The following is a 16,936-nucleotide window of genomic DNA, read 5'->3' on the forward strand; positions in this document are numbered from 1 at the left end:
CCCGACGGATCGGCCCCGGCCTGCGCAGGCCGGGGCCGATCACGCGTCCGCGGGGTGGGGCGGCTCAGGCGACCAGGCTCTCCTCGAGGAACCGGACGACCGCCGTCGGTGTCGGGTGGTCGTAGAGCAGCACCGCCGGCAGCGTCAGGCCGGTCGCCTCGCACAGCCGGTTGCGCACTTCCAGGGCGGTGAAGGACGAGAACCCGATCTCCAGGAAGTTGTCGTCCGCGCCGATGGAGTCCGGATCGGGATGGCCGAGCACCTCGGCGGCGTGCTCGCGGACCAGGGCGAGCAGCACCTCCCCGCGGTCCGCGGCGACCGGCGGGCCGGCCTGGCCAGCCAGGTCCGACTGGTCCGACTGGTCCGACTGGCCGGCCGCCGGGACCTCGGCGGGCTCCGCCGGCGCGGAGATCTCAGCCGCGTCAGCCACCTCGTCCGCCGCGGGCCGCGGGCCCGCGGGGGCGGCGACGACCTCGGCGGGCCACCAGTAGCGGCGATGCTCGAACGGGTAGGTGGGCAGGTGCGGCGGCGGGCCCGCCGCCGGGCCGAACCAGGCGTCCCAGCGGACGTCCGCGCCGCGCACGTGCCGCCAGGCCAGGGCGGTGGCGAGCACCTGCTCCTCCGGCCGGTCCCGGACCAGCACGGGCACCGCCACCACCTGGCCCGCGCCCGTCGTGCCGGCGCCCACCGGGAGGCAGTCCGCCACCATCGGGGTGAGCACCGCGTCCGGGCCGACCTCGAGGAAGGTCGCGGCGCCGGCGGCGTGCAGCGTGGCCACGGCGTCGGCGAAGCGCACCGGCGAGCGCAGCTGGCGCACCCAGTAGTCGGGGTCGCGCAGCTCCTCGAAGCTCGCCGGCCGTCCGGTCAGCTCGGAGACGACGTCCAGGACCGGCGGCTGGAAGCGCAGCCCGGCGACGACCTCGCGGAACGGGGCCAGCGCCCCGTCCATGTGCGCGGAGTGGAAGGCGTGGCTGACGCGCAGCGTGCGGGTCCGCCCGCCGCGGGCGGCGACGGCCGCCGTGACCCGGGCGACCGCCTCCGCGTCCCCGGACACGACGACGGCCCGCGGGCCGTTGACGGCCGCCAGCGAGACCGGCCCGTCCTGCTCGGTGAGCAGGCTCTCGATCTCCTCCGCGGTCGCCTCGCAGGCGGCCATCAGCCCGCCGGTGGGCTGGGCCTGCATGAGGCGGCCGCGGGCGGCGACGAGCGTGGCGGCGTCGGCCAGGGAGAGCAGGCCGGCCACGTGCGCGGCGGTCAGCCCGCCGAGCGAGTGCCCGGCGACCAGGTCCGGCTCCGGCCCCAGCTCGACCAGCAGCCGGTACAGCGCCGTCTCCAGCGCGAACAGGGCCGGCTGGGCGTACTCGGTGCGGTCGAGCAGGGCCGCCTCGGGAGTGTCCGGCTTGCTGAACAGCAGGTCGGGCAGCCGCCGGTCGAGCAGCGGCTCGAACGCCGCGAAGACCTCGTCGAGGGCGGCGGCGAACACCGGCCGGCTGGTGTAGAGCTGCCGGCCCACGCCTGGCCGCTGGCTGCCCTGGCCCGTGAACAGGAACGCCGTTCGGCCACCCGGGCCACCGGGTGCGACCAGCCCGCTGGGCCGTTCGCCCGCCAGCGCGGAGAGCGCGTCCAGCCGCTTGCGGTCGGACCCGGGCAGCACGGCCGCCCGGTGCGGGTGGGCGGTGCGCCCGACGGCGAGCACCCGCCCGACCTCGACCGGGTCGAGACCGGGGTCGGCGTCCAGCCGTTCGCGCAGCCGGCCGGCCGCGGCCCGCAGCGCCGCCTCAGTACGTCCCGACAGCACCCACGGAGCCGCCGCCGGGTCGGCCGCCGCCGGCCGTGCGTCCCCTGTCCCGGCGGCCTGGCGGGCTGGGCCGGCCAGGCCGCCGGTGGCCGGTTCGTCGGAGTCGAGCCCGGGCTCGGTCTCCGCCGCGGGCTCGTCGGGCGCGGGCGGCTCCTCCAGGACGAGGTGGGCGTTGGTGCCACTGATCCCGAACGAGGAGACCGCCGCCCGGCGTGGCCGGTCCCCACGCTGCCATTGGCGGGCCTCGGTGAGCAGCTGGACGTCGCCGCCGGCCCAGTCGACGTGCGGCGTCGGCTCGTCGACGTGCAGGGTGCGCGGCAGCCGGTCGTGCCGCATGGCCAGGATCATCTTGATCACCCCGGCGATGCCGGCGGCGGCCTGGGTGTGGCCGATGTTGGACTTCAGGCTGCCCAGCCACAGCGGCTCGCCGGCCGGCCGGCCCTGCCCGTAGGTGGCCAGCAGCGCCTGCGCCTCGATCGGGTCGCCGAGCCGGGTGCCCGTCCCGTGCGCCTCCACCACGTCGACCTGCTGCGGAGCCAGCCGTGCGTCGGCCAGCGCCTGGCGGATCACCCGCTCCTGGCTGACGCCGTTCGGCGCGGTCAGCCCGTTGCTGGCCCCGTCGGAGTTCACCGCCGAGCCGCGCAACACCGCCAGGATCCGCCGGCCGGCCCGCCGGGCGTCGGAGAGCCGTTCCAGCAGCACCAGCCCGACGCCCTCGGCGAAGCCGGTGCCGTCCGCCGCCGCGGCGAACGCCTTGCAGCGGCCGTCCGGTGACAGCCCCCGCTGCCGGCTGAACTCGACCAGCAGCACCGGGGTGGCCATCACCGTCACCCCGCCGGCGAGCGCCAGGTCGCACTCGCCGCGCTGCAGTGCCCGCGCCGCCAGGTGCATCGCCACCAGCGACGAGGAGCAGGCGGTGTCCAGAGTGAGGGCCGGTCCCTCCAGCCCGAGGTGGTAGGCCACCCGCCCGGACGCGACGCTCGTCGCGTTTCCCGTCATCAGATGCCCCTCGTACGAGGCGGGCACCCGCTCCGGCGGCGGCACGTACGCCTGGGACACCACCCCGGCGTACACGCCCGTCCGGGTGCCGTGCAGGGAGTCCGGCGCGATCCCGGCGTACTCGAGGGTCTCGTAGGCGACCTCGAGGAGCTGCCGGTGCTGCGGGTCGCTGGCGGTCGCCTCGCGCGGCGCGATGCCGAAGAACGCGGCGTCGAAACCGCCCGCGTCGTCGAGGAATCCGCCCTCGCGGGCGTAGGTGGTGCCCGGCCGGTCGGGATCCGGGTCGTAGAGCCGCTCCGGATCCCAGCCGCGGTCGGTGGGCAGGCCCTCGATGGCGTCCCGCTCCTCGTCGAGCAGCCGCCACAGCGCCTCCGGGGAGTCGACGCCGCCCGGCAGTCGGCAGCCCATGCCCACGATCGCGATCGGCTCGTGCACCCGCGCGTCCAGCTCCCGGATCCGGCGCCGGGCCTGGCGCAGGTCGGCGGTGGCCCGCCGCAGATAGTCGCGCAGCCGGTCCTCGGTGCTCGCTGCAGCCTGGTCAGTCATCTGTCTCGCACTCCCTGTCAGAGCTTTCTGGCTGGTACGGGACGTCGGATCCGGTCACGGCGCGTCCAGCTCCTCGTCGAGCGCGCGGAAGAGCTCCTCGTCGGTGGCGTCGGCGAGCTCCGCCAGCTCGTCCGCCGACGACGGCTGGGCCGGGACGGCCGCCGCGCCCAGGGCGCCGGCCGGGGAGCCGGCCGCGGCCGCCTCCTCCCACCGCCACAGGGCGTCGCGCAGCCGGTCGCGGATCGCGCCGAACTCGGGGCCGTCCACCGACACCTCGGCGAGCAGCCGGTCGAGTTCGGCGGCGGTGTCGTCCGGGGCCAGCAGCGACAGCAGCCGGGCCGCGAGTGCCGCCGGGGTCGGGAAGTCGAACGCCAGGGTCGTCGGCAGCCGCAGCCCGGTCGCCGCGCCGAGCCGGTTGCGCAGCTCGACGGACGTCAGGGAGTCGAAGCCGATGTCCTTGAGGGCCTGGTCAGGGGCGATGTCCTCGCCCCCCGCGTGACCCAGCACCGCCGCCATCTGCTCGCGGACCAGGGTGAACAGATACCGCTCCCGCTCGACGCCCCGCAGGCCGCGCAGCCGTTCGGCCAGGCCACCCGGCGCGGTCGGCTCCACCGCGGTCGCGCCCGCCGCGCGGCGGACCACCGGCCCGCGGACCAGCGCGCGCAGCACCGCGGGCAGCCCGCCGGACTGCGCCTGCCGGCGCAACGCGGCGAGGTCCAGCGGGGCCGGCGCCAGCAGCGGCGGGCCGGCCACCAGTGCCGCGTCGAAGAGCGCCATGCCCACCTCCGTCGACATCGGCACCAGCCCGCCGCGGGCGATACGGGCCAGGTCCGCCTCGTCCAGATGGCCGGTCATCCCGCTGGCCGACTGCCACAGGCCCCAGGCCAGCGAGACCGCGGGACGCCCGGCCGCCCGCCGGTGCGCGGCGAGCGCGTCCAGGAAGACGTTCGCCGCCGCGTAGTTCGCCTGCCCGGCCCCGCCGAGCAGGCCCGACGCGGAGGAGAACAGCACGAACTCGGTGAGGTCGGCGCCGAGGGTCAGCTCGTGCAGGTTCCACGCCGCGCGGACCTTGGGGCGCAGCACCGCGTCGATCTTCTCCGGAGTCAGCGAGGAGAGCACGCCGTCGTCGAGCAGCCCGGCGGCGTGGATCACCGAGGTCAGCGGACGCGCCGGGTCGACGGAGGCCAGCAGGCCGGCCAGCGCGTCCCGGTCGGCGGCGTCGCACGCCTCGACCCGCACGGTCGCGCCGGGCCCGGCGAGCTCGGTGAGCTCGGCGGCCAGCTCCGCCGCGCCGGGGGCCCGCGCGCCCCGACGGCTGGTCAGCAGCAGATGGCGCACGCCGCGCGCGGTCACCAGATGCCGGGCGAGCGCCGCGCCGAGGGTGCCCGTGCCACCGGTGAGCAGCACCGTCCCGGCCCGTGCGTCGGCCCGCGCGTCGGCGGGTTCGCCGGTGGGTTCACCCAGGACGGGCCGTTCCCCCTCCCCGACCGACGCAGGGATGGTGAGAACGACCTTGCCGACCTGCCGGGCCTGCGAGAAGTGCCGGAACGCGGCCGGCGCCGAGCGGACGTCCCAGGTGGTCACCGGCAGTGGGCGCAGCGGCCCGCCGGCGAGCAGGTCGAGGGCGCCGGCCAGCGACCGCCCCACCTGGTCGGGATCCATGTCGAGCAGCTCGAACGCCTGGTAGTGCACGCCCGGGTGGGTGGCGGCGACCTCGGCGGGGTCCCGCGGGTCCGCGATGCCCATCTCCACGAAACGCCCGCCCCGGGGCAGCAGCCGCAGCGAGGCGTCCAGGAACGGGCCGGTGAGCGAGTTGAGCACGACGTCGACTCCCGCGCCGTCGGTGGCGTCCAGGAACGCCGCCTCGAAGTCGGTGGTGCGCGAGGAGGCGATCCGCTCCGCCGGCACGCCCAGGGCCCGCAGCGCCCCCCACTTCGCCGGGCTGGCGGTCGCGAAGACCTCCGCGCCCAGATGGCGGGCCACCTGCAGGGCCGCCAGGCCCACCCCGCCGGTCGCCGCGTGGATCAGCACCCGCTCACCCGGGCGGATCCGGGCCAGCTCCACCAGGCTGTAGTAGGCGGTGGTGAACACCGCCGGCACCCCGGCGGCCTGGGCGAACGACCAGCCGGCGGGGATCGGCGCGAGCAGCCGCTCGTCCGCCACCGCCAGCGGGCCGAGGGCGCCGGGCACCAGCCCGAGCACCCGGTCCCCGACGGAGAGCCCCGGGGAGAGCCCGGGCACCCGCGGGCCGACCTCCAGGACCACCCCGGCGGCCTCGGTGCCCAGCGGGGCGCCCACGGGCACCATGCCGAGCGCGGTGAGCACGTCCCGGAAGTTCAGCCCGGCGGCGCGCACCGCCAGCCGGACCTGCCCGGGCGCCAGCGGAGCGTGGGCCGCCGGGAACGGGGCGAGGAACAGGTCGTCGGGTGACCCGCCGGGCGTCTCCACCCGCCAGGCCGGCTCGTCCGGCGGCGGTGCCAGCGCCTTGCCCGCGGCGTGGCGGACCAGCCGGGGCACCAGCGCCACCCCGTCGCGCAGGGCGAACTGGGGCTCGCCGGTGGCGAGCGCGCCGGGCAGCGCCGCCAGCGACGCGGCGGTGCCGTCGACGTCGGCGATGATGATCCGGTCCGGGTTCTCCGTCGCCGCGGAGCGCAGCAGGCCCCACAGCGGCGCGGCGGTGAGCTCCGTCGGGTCACCGGGGCGGGCGGCCACCGCGCGCCGGGTGAGCACCACCAGCCGCGCCTGGGGCCGGTCGTCCTGGCCGAGCCAGTCGCGCACCCGGCCCAGCAGCGCCAGCACCCCGGCGCCGACGGCCCCGGGCAGGTCGGGGATGGAATCGCGGTCTGCGTCCGCCGGGCCGGGTGGGGCCCACCAGGGCAGCAGGGTCAGCTCCGCCTCGTCGCCGCCGGGGGCGCCCAGTGCCAACTGAAGGTCGAGCTCCCGGTCCAGCTCCAGGTGGGAGCTCAGGTCCGACCGTGGCTCCCCGTCGGGAGCGCCGGTGGACGGCCCGTCCGGCGCCGTGGCGAGTCGGTAGGGCGGCGCCGCGACCGTCGTGAGCGGCGGGAGCTCCTGCCATTCGAGCTCGTACAGTCCTTCGGAGCCGCCCCGGCCGGGCGCCGACGGCAGGCTCGCCGGGTCCACCGGACGCAGGGTGAGCTGGTCCACCCGGGCTACCGGTGCCCCCGTCTGGTCGGCCAGCGTCACCGTCACGGTGTCCCGCTCACCGGGCCCCGGCGCGACGGTGACCCGCAGCTCGGTGGCGCCGGCCGCCGCCAGCGTGATCCCGGACCAGGCGAACGGCAGCAGCACCCCGGAGCCCAGGAAGCCGCCCAGGCCCATCGCGTGCATCGCCGCGTCGAACAGCGCCGGGTGCACCGCGAACCGCGCCGCGTCGACGTGGTGCTCGGGCCCGAGGACGACCGATGCGTACACGGTGTCACCGTCGCGCCAGGCCGCGCGCAGGTTCTGGAAGGCCGGCCCGTACTCGTAGCCGAGCTCGGCGAGCTGGTCGTACAGGCCCTCGACCGGTACCGGAGTGGCCTGCGGCGGGGGCCAGGCGCTCTCACCCGGCGCCGGGGCGGCGCTCGGCGCCGGCGGCGCCAGCACACCGGTGGCATGGCGGGTCCAGGGATCCTCGGCGCTCTGGCGGGAGTGGACCGTCACCCGGCGCCGGTCCTGGTCGTCGGCGGCCTCGACCCGGGCCTGCAGCCGCACGCCGCCCCGCTCCGGTAGGAGCAGCGGCGCCTCCAGCGTCAGCTCCTCGATCCCGGCGGCGCCGGTGTGCAGGGCCGCCTGGAAGACGAGCTCTAGCTGCGCCGTGGCCGGCAGCAGCACCGTCCCGCGCACCGCGTGGTCGGCGAGCCAGGGATGGGAGCGAAGGGAGAGCCGGCCGGTGAGCAGCAGGCCGTCGCCGTCGGCGAGCTCGGTGACGGCGCTGACGAACCCGTGCCCCGCCGCGTCCCCGTCGCCCTCCGGCCCGATCGGGGGCCCTTCCAGCCAGTAGCGGTGGTGTTGGAAGGGGTAGGTGGGCAGGGGTGTGGGGGGTGTGGGTGCTGGTGGGGTGTGCCAGGTGGGGGTGTGGCCGTGGGTGTGGAGGTGGGCGAGGGCGGTGTGGAAGGTGTGGAGGGTGCCGTGGTCACGGCGCAGGGTTCCGGTGACGGTGATGGTGGGTCGTTCGGTGGGGTGTTCCGCGGTGCTGTTTTGGTCGGTGTTTCGGGTGCTGTTCTGGTTGGTGTTCTCGGGGGTGTTTTCGAGGGTTTCGGTGATGGTGGTGGTGAGGACGGGGTGGGGGCTGGTTTCGATGTAGGTGGTGTGGCCGTTGTGGTGGAGGGTGGTGAGGGCCTGGTGGAATTGGACGGGGTTTCTGAGGTTTTGGTACCAGTATTCGGGGGTGAGTTGGGTGGTGTCGAGGTAGGTGTTGGTGAGGGTGGAGTAGAAGGGGATGGTGGCGGGGGTGGGGGTGATGTGGGCGAGTGCGGTGGTGAGGGTGGTGTGGAGGGGTTCGATGTGGGGGGTGTGGGAGGCGTAGTCGACGGGGATCTGGCGGGATTGGATGTTGTTTTGCTGGCAGTGTTCGAGGAGTTCGGTGATGGATTGTGGGTTGCCGGCGATGATGGTGTGGGTGGGGCTGTTGTGGGCGGCGATGTGGAGGTCGGGGTACCGGGTGAGGAGGGGTTGGAGGGTGTCGGCGGGCAGGGTGACGGAGGCCATGGTGCCGGTGCCGGTGAGGGTGGTGAGGGCGGTGGCGCGCAGGGCGACGATGGTGGCGGCGTCGGTGAGGGTGAGGGCGCCGGCGATGTGGGCGGCGGCGATTTCGCCTTGGCTGTGGCCGAGGACGGTGTCGGGGTGGATGCCGTGGTGTTGCCAGAGTCGGGCGAGGCTGGTCATGACGGCGAAGAGGGCGGGTTGGACGTAGGTGACGGTGTCGGGTGGTGGGGTGGGTGAGGTGAGGGTGTGGAGGAGGTCGTAGTCGAGGTGGGGGTTGAGGGCGTCGGTGGCGGTGGTGAGGTGGTGGGCGAAGGTGGGTGAGGTGGTGTAGAGGTGGCGGGCCATGCCGTGCCACTGGCTGCCCTGGCCGGGGAAGACGAACACGGTCTTGCCGGGGGTGGTGGTGTGGTGCTGGGTGAGGTTGGGGTGTGGCTGGTTACGGGTGAGGGCGGTGAGGGTGTCGCGGAGTTCGGTGGTGTCGGTGGCGGTGGTGATGATGGCGGCGCGGTGCTGGTGGTGGGTTCTGCCGTGGGTGAGGGTGTGGGTGAGCTGGTGGGGGGTGGTGTTCGGGTGGTGGGTGAGGTAGGTGTTGAGGTTCTCGGCCTGGTCGTGGAGAGCCTGCTCGGTGTGCCCCGACAGAAGAATCGGAACCGGTGTCTCCAGCTCCACCGAGGCGGTGACCTCGATGCTTTCGGCGAGATTCCCGGCGCTTGCCGGAGCCGTTCCGTTCGGAGCTGAACCGGCCTCACCCGAGGAGTTGCCGTCGATCTCCCGGGCGGCTTCCTCGAGAATCACATGGGCGTTGGTGCCGCTGATACCGAAGGAGGAGACGGCGGCGCGACGGGGGGTGTCGCGGGGTTCCCAGGGCCGGTTCTCGGTGAGCAGCCGGACGTTTCCGCTGTCCCAGTCGACGTGGGGGGTGGGTTCGTCGACGTGGAGGGTGCGGGGGAGTTCGTGGTGGTGGAGGGCCTGGATGATTTTGATGATGCCGGCGGCGCCGGCGGCGGCCTGGGTGTGGCCGATGTTGGATTTGAGGCTGCCCAGCCAGAGCGGCTTGTCGTCGGGCCGGTTCTGCCCATAGGTCGCGAGCAGGGCCTGGGCTTCGATCGGGTCGCCGAGGCGGGTGCCGGTGCCGTGCGCCTCGACCGCGTCCACATCGGCGGTGTTCAGCCCGGCGTCGGCGAGGGCCTGGCGGATCACCCGCTGCTGGGCCGGGCCGTTCGGCGCCGAGAGCTGGCCGCTGGTGCCGTCCTGGTTCACGGCGGAGCCGCGCACGACCGCGAGCACCGGGTGGTTGTTGCGGCGGGCGTCGGAGAGCCGCTCCACCAGCAGCAGCCCCACCCCCTCACCCCAGCCGGTGCCGTCGGCGGTGGCGGCGAACGCCTTGCACCGCCCGTCCGGGGAGAGTCCGCGTTGCCGGCTGAACTCGACGAACAGCCCGGGGGTCGCGATCACGGTGGCGCCGCCGGCCAGGGCCAGGTCGCATTCGCCGCGGCGCAGCGACTGCACCGCCAGGTGCAGGGCGACCAGGGAGGAGGAGCAGGCGGTGTCGACGGTGACCGCCGGGCCCTCCAGCCCGAACGTGTACGAGATCCGCCCGGAGGCGACGGACCCGGCGCTGCCGATGCCGATGTACCCCTCCAGGCCGTCCGGCGCCTGCCTGATCCGTCCGCCGTAGTCGCTGTACATCACCCCGGCGAACACACCGGTGCGTGAGCCGCGCAGCGAGTCGGGGGCGATCCCGGCCCGTTCGAACGCCTCCCAGGACGTCTCCAGCAGCAGCCGCTGCTGCGGGTCCATCGCCGTCGCCTCACGCGGGGAGATCCCGAAGAACGCCGGGTCGAACAGGTCGGCGTCGTGCAGGAACCCGCCCTCCCGCGCGTAGGTGTGGCCCACCCGCTCCGGGTCCGGGTCGAACAGGCCGGGCACGTCCCAGCCGCGGTTCTCCGGGAAGGACGAGATCGCGTCGGTGCCCGACCGCGCCACCCGCCACAGGTCCTCCGGTGTGCGGACCCCGCCGGGGTAACGGCAGGCCGTCCCGACGATCGCGATCGGCTCCGTGCGCTCGGCCTCCAGCTCGGACAGCCGCGCCCGGGTGCTGAGCAGATCGCCCGTCACCCGCTTCAGGTAGTCCCGCAGGCGGCTCTCGGTGCCGGCGGTCGTCTCGTTCGTCATGCGACGTCACCTCTGTGCGTCCGGCGGGCGAGGGGCCGCCCGGGGCTGGTGGTCAGTCGGTGCCGAGTTGCTCGTCGATGAGCTCGAAGAGCTCGTCGTCCGAGGCCGTGCCGAGCGCGGGTGCGAAGACGGGGGCGACCGCGGAGGCGAGGGGCAGCGGACGCCCGGCCCGGCCCGGCGCGATCCGGGCGAGCAGGGCGGACAGCCGTTCCGCGAGCTGGTCCCGCAGGGGGTCGGCGGTGGGCGGCTGCCCCGCACCGTCGGCCCGGCCCGGCCCGTCGGGACCTGCCGGCCCGTCCGGCGTGTCCAGCTGGCTGAGGGCCGCTTCCAGCTCGTCGAGGCGGGACAGCGCGTCGGCGGTCCCACCCGGCAGCGCCCGGGCCAGCTCGGCCAGCAGATGCCGGGCGAGCGTCTCCACCGTCGGATGGTCGAACAGCATCGTCGGTGGCAGCCGCAGACCGGTCGCCGCGCCGATCCGGTTGCGCAGCTCCACCGCGGTGAGCGAGTCGAAACCGAAGTCGAGCAGGCCCCGGTCGACCGGCACCGGATAGCTGGCCGGGTGCCCGAGGACCTCGGCCACCGTGGCGCGGACCAGTTCCCGCGACACCCGGGGCCGCTCGCCGGCCGACACCTCGCGGAGCCGGCGCAGCCACGGCGGGTCGGCCGGGCCGGAGCCGTTGGCCCCGTTCCGGCCCGACTCCTGCGGGGACGACCCGTTCGCCCCCGCGGTCCCGTTCGACGCCGCGCTCCCGCCCGCGGCGCCGCCCGGCACCGGCCCGGCCGCCGCGGCGGCGAAGCCGGGCGGCAGCAGTCCGTACAGCGGCGGGGCCAGCCGCCGCTCGCGGGCGGCGGCGCGCAGCGCGCCGAGATCGAAGCGGGCCGGTACCGCCACCGGAGCTCCGGAGGCCACGGCGGCGTCGAACAGATCCAGCCCCTCCTGCTCGCTGATCGCCCGGATGCCGCCGCGCGCGATGCGGGCCCGGTCGGCCACGGACAGCGCGCCGCCCAGGCCCTCCGCCTGCTCCCACAGACCCCACGCCAGCGACACGGCCGGCAGGCCCAGGGCCTGGCGGTGCTCCGCGAGGGCGTCGAGGTAGGAGTTGGCGGCGGCGTAGTTGGCCTGGCCGGCGTTGCCGACGACGCCCGCGACCGAGGAGAACAGCACGAAGGCGGCCAACCCGGTCTCCCGGGTCAGCTCATGCAGCAGCCAGGCCGCCTCCGCCTTGGGGCGCAGCACCTCGTCGAGGCGTTCGGCGTCCAGCGCCCCCAGCGTCGCGTCGGCGGTGATCCCGGCGACGTGCACGACAGCGGACAGCGGATGCGCGTCGGGAACCTCCGCGAGCAGCCGGCGCAGTTCGTCGGGGTCGGCGAGGTCGCCGGCGACGAGCCGCACCTCGGCTCCCAGCCCGGTCAGCCGCTCCACCAGGACGCCGGCGCCCGGCGCGGCCGGGCCGCGCCGGCTGGTCAGCAGCAACCGGCGGACGCCGTGCCGGGCCACCAGCCGTTGGGCGACGAGGCCGCCCAGGGCACCGGTCGCCCCGGTCACCAGCACGGTGCCGGTGGAGGGGAACAGCGGCCCGGCGACGGCCGCGCCGCCGTCCTGCTCCTCGGGCGCCTCGGATGGTGCCGGTAGAGGCTCCAGTCGGGGCAGCAGGAGCCGCCCGTCGCGCACCGCGACCTGAGGCTCCCCGGTGGCGACGGCGGCTGCCAGCGCCCGTTCGGAGGACGGGGTGCCGTCGGTGTCGACCAGGGTGAACACGCCCGGGTTCTCCGTCTGCGCCGTGCGGACGAGTCCCCACAGCGCGGCCTGGGCGAGTCCGTCGACCTGGTCCCCGGCCCGCGCGGCGACGGCACCGTGGGTCAGCAGCACCAGCCGGCTGTCCGCCAGCCGCTCCTCGGCGAGCCAGCCGCGCAGCACCGGCAGCGCGGCGAGCAGGATCTCCCGGGCCGCCGCCGGCGACACTGAGTCGGCCGTGGGACCGGCGGCGTCCAGCACCACCGCCTCGGGCGCCGCACCGCCGGCCGCGACGTCCGCCAGCAGCCGTTCGGCCTGCGCCCAGCCGGCCAGCTCCCGGGCAGTCGCCGGGGCGGGTGCCGGGCCGACCGGCGGGACCCAGGCCAGGCGGTGCAGCGTGCCGTCGGTGCCGCGCGCCCCGGCCAGCCGGGCCGGGTCGACCGCACGCACCACGAGCCGGTCCACGGCCAGCAGCGGGGTGTCCGCGGTGTCGGTGATCAGCAGCCGCACGGTGTCCCGCCCGACCGGGGTGATGCGGACCCGCAGCGGGCCGGCCCAGTCGCCGGACGTGGCCGCCCACACCCCGTGCCAGGAGAACGGCACCCGGATGCCGCCGGCACCGGCCGCGCCCGCGTCGGTCCCGCCGGTGTCGGTGCCGTCAGGATCGGTCCCGTCAGGGTCGGTGCCGACGGAGCCGGCGAGGGCGAGCGGGTGCAGGGCCGCGTCGAGCAGCGCCGGATGCGGGGCCGTGCCGAACGTCGCGTCGCCCGGTGGCACGAGCTCGGCGAACAGCTCCTCCCCGCGCCGCCAGCCGGCTCGCAGACCCTGGAAGAGCGGCCCGTAGTCATAGCCGAGGCGGGCGAGATCGTCGTAGCTGTTGTGGTTGGTGTCGCTGCCGGTTCCGGTGTCGCTGCTGGCGGGGCCGCGCAGTGGCCGGGTGTCCGCCGGCGGCCAGGTGTCCGGTTCGGGCCGGTCGGGCGGCGCGGAGGCCGCGTCGGGGCCGAGCAGCCCGCTGGCGTGAACGGTCCAGGGCTGGCGCACCCCGTCCGGACGGGAGTGCACGCGCAGTGTGGTCCGACCGGAGTCGTCGGCTGTCCCGACGACGACCTGCAGTGCGAGAGCTCCCTGCTCGGGCACCACCAGCGGTGCCCCCAGGGTCAGCTCCTCCACCGCGGCCGCCCCGGCCACCCGGGCCGAGTGCAGGGCGAGGCCGAGCAGCGCCGTCGCCGGCGCCACCACCGCCCCGGCGACCCGGTGGTCGGTCAGCCACGGCTGGTCGGCCAGTGAGAGCCGCCCGGTGAGCACCGAGCCGGAGCCGTCGGCCAGCTCCAGCGCCGCGCCCAGCAACGGGTGCCCGGCTGGGTCAAGGCCGGCCGCGCCCAGGTCCGGTCCCGTGCCGGAGGTGGTGACGTCGAGCCAGTAGCGGGACCGCTGGAACGGATAGGTGGGCAGCCCCACCGCGGGCCCCGGGCCGAAGTAGGCCGACCAGTCGACCCGCCCGCCCGCGGCGTCCAGGGCGCCCAGCGCCGCGGCGAGCGTCTCCGGCTCGGGGCGGCCCCGCCGCTGGGTGGCCAGTGTGACCACCTCGGCCGTGACCGGTGGTTCGGCGAGCGTGTCGGCGGCCATCGTGGCCAGGACGGTGTCCGGGCCGATCTCCAGGAACCCGCGGATACCCGACCCGCGCAGCGCCTGGACGGCGGGCGCGAACAGCACGGTCTCCCGCGCGTGGCGCACCCAGTACTCGGGCGTCGCCAGTACGTCGGCCGGGACCGGCTCCCCGGTGAGGTCGGAGACGACGGTGACGGCCGGCGCGGCGAAGGCCAGGCCGGCGACGACGTCCCGGAACTCGTCGAGGATCGGCTCGACCAGCGGGGAGTGGAACGCGTGGCTGACCGACAGCAGCCGGGTGCGGGCGCCACCTGCCGCCGCCCGGCGGACGACCTCGGCGACGGCCCGTTCCTCCCCGGACACCACGGTCGCCCGGGGGCCGTTGACCGCGGCGAGCGAGACCGCCCCGTCGACGTCGGCGAGCAGTGCCGCCGCCTCGTCGGCCGGGACGGACAGGGCCGCCATCGTGCCTCCGGCCGGCAGCGTGGCCATCAGCCGGGATCGGGCGCCGACCAGCGTCGCGGCATCGGGCAGCGACAGTACCCCGACCGCGTGTGCCGCGGCGATCGCGCCGATGGAGTGGCCCAGCACCGCGTCGGGACGCACGCCCCAGCCCGCCAACAGCCGGAACAGGGCGACCTCGTGCGCGAACAGCGCCGGCTGCGTCCAGGCGGTCGAATCCAGCAGCGCCGCTTCCGGGCTGCCGGGCGCGGCGAACACGACGTCGCGCAGCGGCCGGTCGAGGCCCGGCGCGAAGGCCGCGGCCACCTCGTCGAACGCGGTGGCGAACGCCGGGAACGCCTCGTACAGCCCGCGGCCCATGCCGGGCCGCTGGCTGCCCTGTCCGGTGAACAGGAACGCGGTGCGCAGCGTGCCGAGGGCCTGCCCGGTCGCCCGACCCGGGTCGGGCTCGTCCCGGGCCAGCAGGTCCAGCGCGCGCAGCGCGTCCGCCCGCTCGGCCGCGACGAACGAGGCCCGCCATTCCAGCCCCGCCTGGGTCCGGGCGAGCTGCCGCGCGATGTCGATCGGTGCCACCGCCGGCCGGTGTCCGAGATCGTCGCCCAGGCTCGCGGCGCGGGCCCGCAGCCCCGCCGCGCTGTGCGCGCGCAGCACCCACACCGGCGGGACGCCGATGCTCCCGTCGGGTTTTCCCGCTTCGTCGGGCGCGGTGGGCTGGGCGGCTTCCTCGAGGATGACGTGGGCGTTGGTGCCGCTGATGCCGAAGGAGGAGACGGCGGCGCGGCGGGGCCGGGCGCCCGGTTCCCAGGGTTGGCTCTCGGTGAGCAGGGTGACGTTTCCGGCGTGCCAGTCGACGTGTGAGGTGGGTTGGTCGACGTGGAGGGTGCGGGGGAGTTCTCTGTGGTGGAGGGCTTGGACGATTTTGATGATGCCGGCGGCGCCGGCGGCGGCCTGGGTGTGGCCGATGTTGGATTTGAGGCTGCCGAGCCAGAGGGGTTGGTTGTCGGGTCGGTTCTGGCCGTAGGTGGCGAGGAGGGCTTGGGCTTCGATGGGGTCGCCGAGGCGGGTGCCGGTGCCGTGGGCTTCGACGGCGTCGATGTCGGTGGGGTTGAGGCCGGCGTTGGTGAGGGCCTGGCGGATGACTCGTTGTTGCGACGGTCCGTTGGGGGCGGTGAGGCCGTTGCTGGCGCCGTCCTGGTTGGTGGCGGTGCCGCGGACGACGGCGAGGACGGGGTGGTTGTTGCGGTGGGCGTCGGAGAGTCGTTCGAGCAGGAGGATGGCGGCGCCTTCGGACCAGCCGGTGCCGTCGGCGGCGTCGGCGAAGGGTTTGCACCGGCCGTCGGCGGCGAGGCCGCGTTGGCGGCTGAACTCGACGAAGGTGGCGGGGCTGGCCATGACGGTGACGCCGCCGGCGAGGGCGAGGTCGCATTCGCCGCTGCGTAGTGCCTGGGCGGCGAGGTGCAGGGCGACCAGGGAGGAGGAGCAGGCGGTGTCGACGGTGACCGCCGGGCCCTCCAGCCCGAACGTGTAGGACACCCGGCCCGAGGCGACGCTGCCGGCGCTCCCGCTGACCAGGTACCCCTCGAAGCCCGCCGCGGGCGTGGCGGCCTGGTGCAGTCGGGCGCCGTAGTCGTTGTACATGACGCCGGCGAACACGCCGGTGCGGGAGCCGCGCAGTGAGTCGGGCGCGATCCCGGCCCGTTCGAACGCCTCCCAGGACGTCTCCAGCAGCAACCGCTGCTGCGGATCGGTCGTCATCGCCTCACGCGGGCTGATGCCGAACAGCTCCGGGTCGAAGTCCCCGGCGTCGTGCAGGAACCCGCCCTCACGGGCGTAGGAGGTGCCCAGGTGGTCGGGGTCGGGGTCGTAGAGGGCGTCGAGGTCCCAGCCGCGGTCGGTGGGGAAGCCGGAGACCGCGTCCGTGCCGTCGGCGAGCAGCCGCCACAGGTCCTCCGGCGAGCGGACCCCGCCGGGCAGGCGGCAGGCCATCGACACGATGACGATCGGATCGTCGCCCGCCGCCGGGGACGCGCCGGCGGCCGTCGCTGTCACGGCGGCTCCGGCCGTGGCTGTGGCCGTCGTCGGGACTGTGTCGCCGGCCGCCGCGCCGAGCAGCTCCTCGCGCAGCAGGTCCGCCAGCGCGTTCGGGGTGGGGTGGTCGAAGACGACGGTGGCGGGTAGGCGCAGGCCGGTGGCGGTGCCGAGCCGGTTGCGCAGGTCGACGGCGGCCAGCGAGTCGAAACCGAGGTCGGTGAAGGCCCGGTCCTCGGGCACCGCGGCGGTGTCGGTGTGCCCGAGGACGAGCGCGACCGTCTCCCGGACGAGTTCGAGCAGCAGCCGGTCCGCCTCGGCGGCGCTCGCCCCGGCCAGCCGGGACGCCAGCGCCGGGCGGCTGGAGGCGGCCGCGCGCGGCCCGTCACCGCGGCGGGGGGCGCTGCGCACCAGCGAGCGCAGCGGGGGCGGCACGACGGCTCCCGGCGCGGCGAGCGCGCGGGTGTCGAAACGGGAGGCCACCAGCAGGGGACGGTCGGCGTGCTCGCCGGCGAAGACCTCGTCGAACAGCCGCAGGGCCTGCTCGGCGGGCAGCGGCGCGATGCCGGCCCGGGCGAGCCGGTTCAGGTCCGCCTGCGCCAGGGTGGCGGCCATGCCGCTGGTGTCGCTGGTGCGGCCGTCGCTGGTGCTGTCGGTGCTGTTGTTGTTGGGGGTGGGGTGCCAGAGGCCCCAGGCGATGCTGGTGGCGGGGAGGTGGTGGGTGTGGCGGTGGTGGGCGAGGGCGTCGAGGTAGGCGTTGGCGGCGGCGTAGTTGGCTTGGCCGGCGGTGCCGGTGGTGGCGGTGATGGAGGAGAAGAGGAGGAAGGTGTGGAGGGGGTGGTTGTGGGTGAGGGTGTGGAGGTGGGTGGCGGCGTCGG

The 16,936-nt window shown here is 75.8% G+C and carries 3 protein-coding genes; all 3 read right to left on the reverse strand.

What is annotated here, in order from left to right; genetic code table 11:
- Positions 1 to 64: 64 nt before the first annotated feature.
- Positions 65 to 3,343 (reverse strand): type I polyketide synthase, encoded by a 3,279-nt coding sequence (locus B056_RS0115545; RefSeq protein ID WP_026239746.1) that lies wholly within the window; start codon positions 3,341 to 3,343, stop codon positions 65 to 67.
- A gap of 54 nt (positions 3,344 to 3,397) precedes the next feature.
- Positions 3,398 to 10,168 carry a type I polyketide synthase gene (locus B056_RS0115550; RefSeq protein WP_407672378.1) on the reverse strand — a complete coding sequence of 2,257 codons (6,771 nt, stop codon included), beginning with the start codon at positions 10,166 to 10,168 and terminating at the stop codon, positions 3,398 to 3,400.
- Positions 10,169 to 10,277: 109 nt separating this feature from the next.
- On the reverse strand, positions 10,278 to 16,936 hold a 6,659-nt coding region (locus B056_RS36660; RefSeq protein WP_018502793.1), incomplete at its 5' end, for a type I polyketide synthase.

Source organism: Parafrankia discariae (assembly GCF_000373365.1).
GTDB classification, from domain to species: Bacteria; Actinomycetota; Actinomycetes; order Frankiales; family Frankiaceae; genus Parafrankia; species Parafrankia discariae.

What these genes read in the sequence shown, in the direction of transcription:
- B056_RS0115545 (WP_026239746.1), bottom strand. Translation starts at nt 3,343, where the DNA reads ATGACTGACCAGGCTGCAGCGAGCACCGAGGACCGGCTGCGCGACTAT.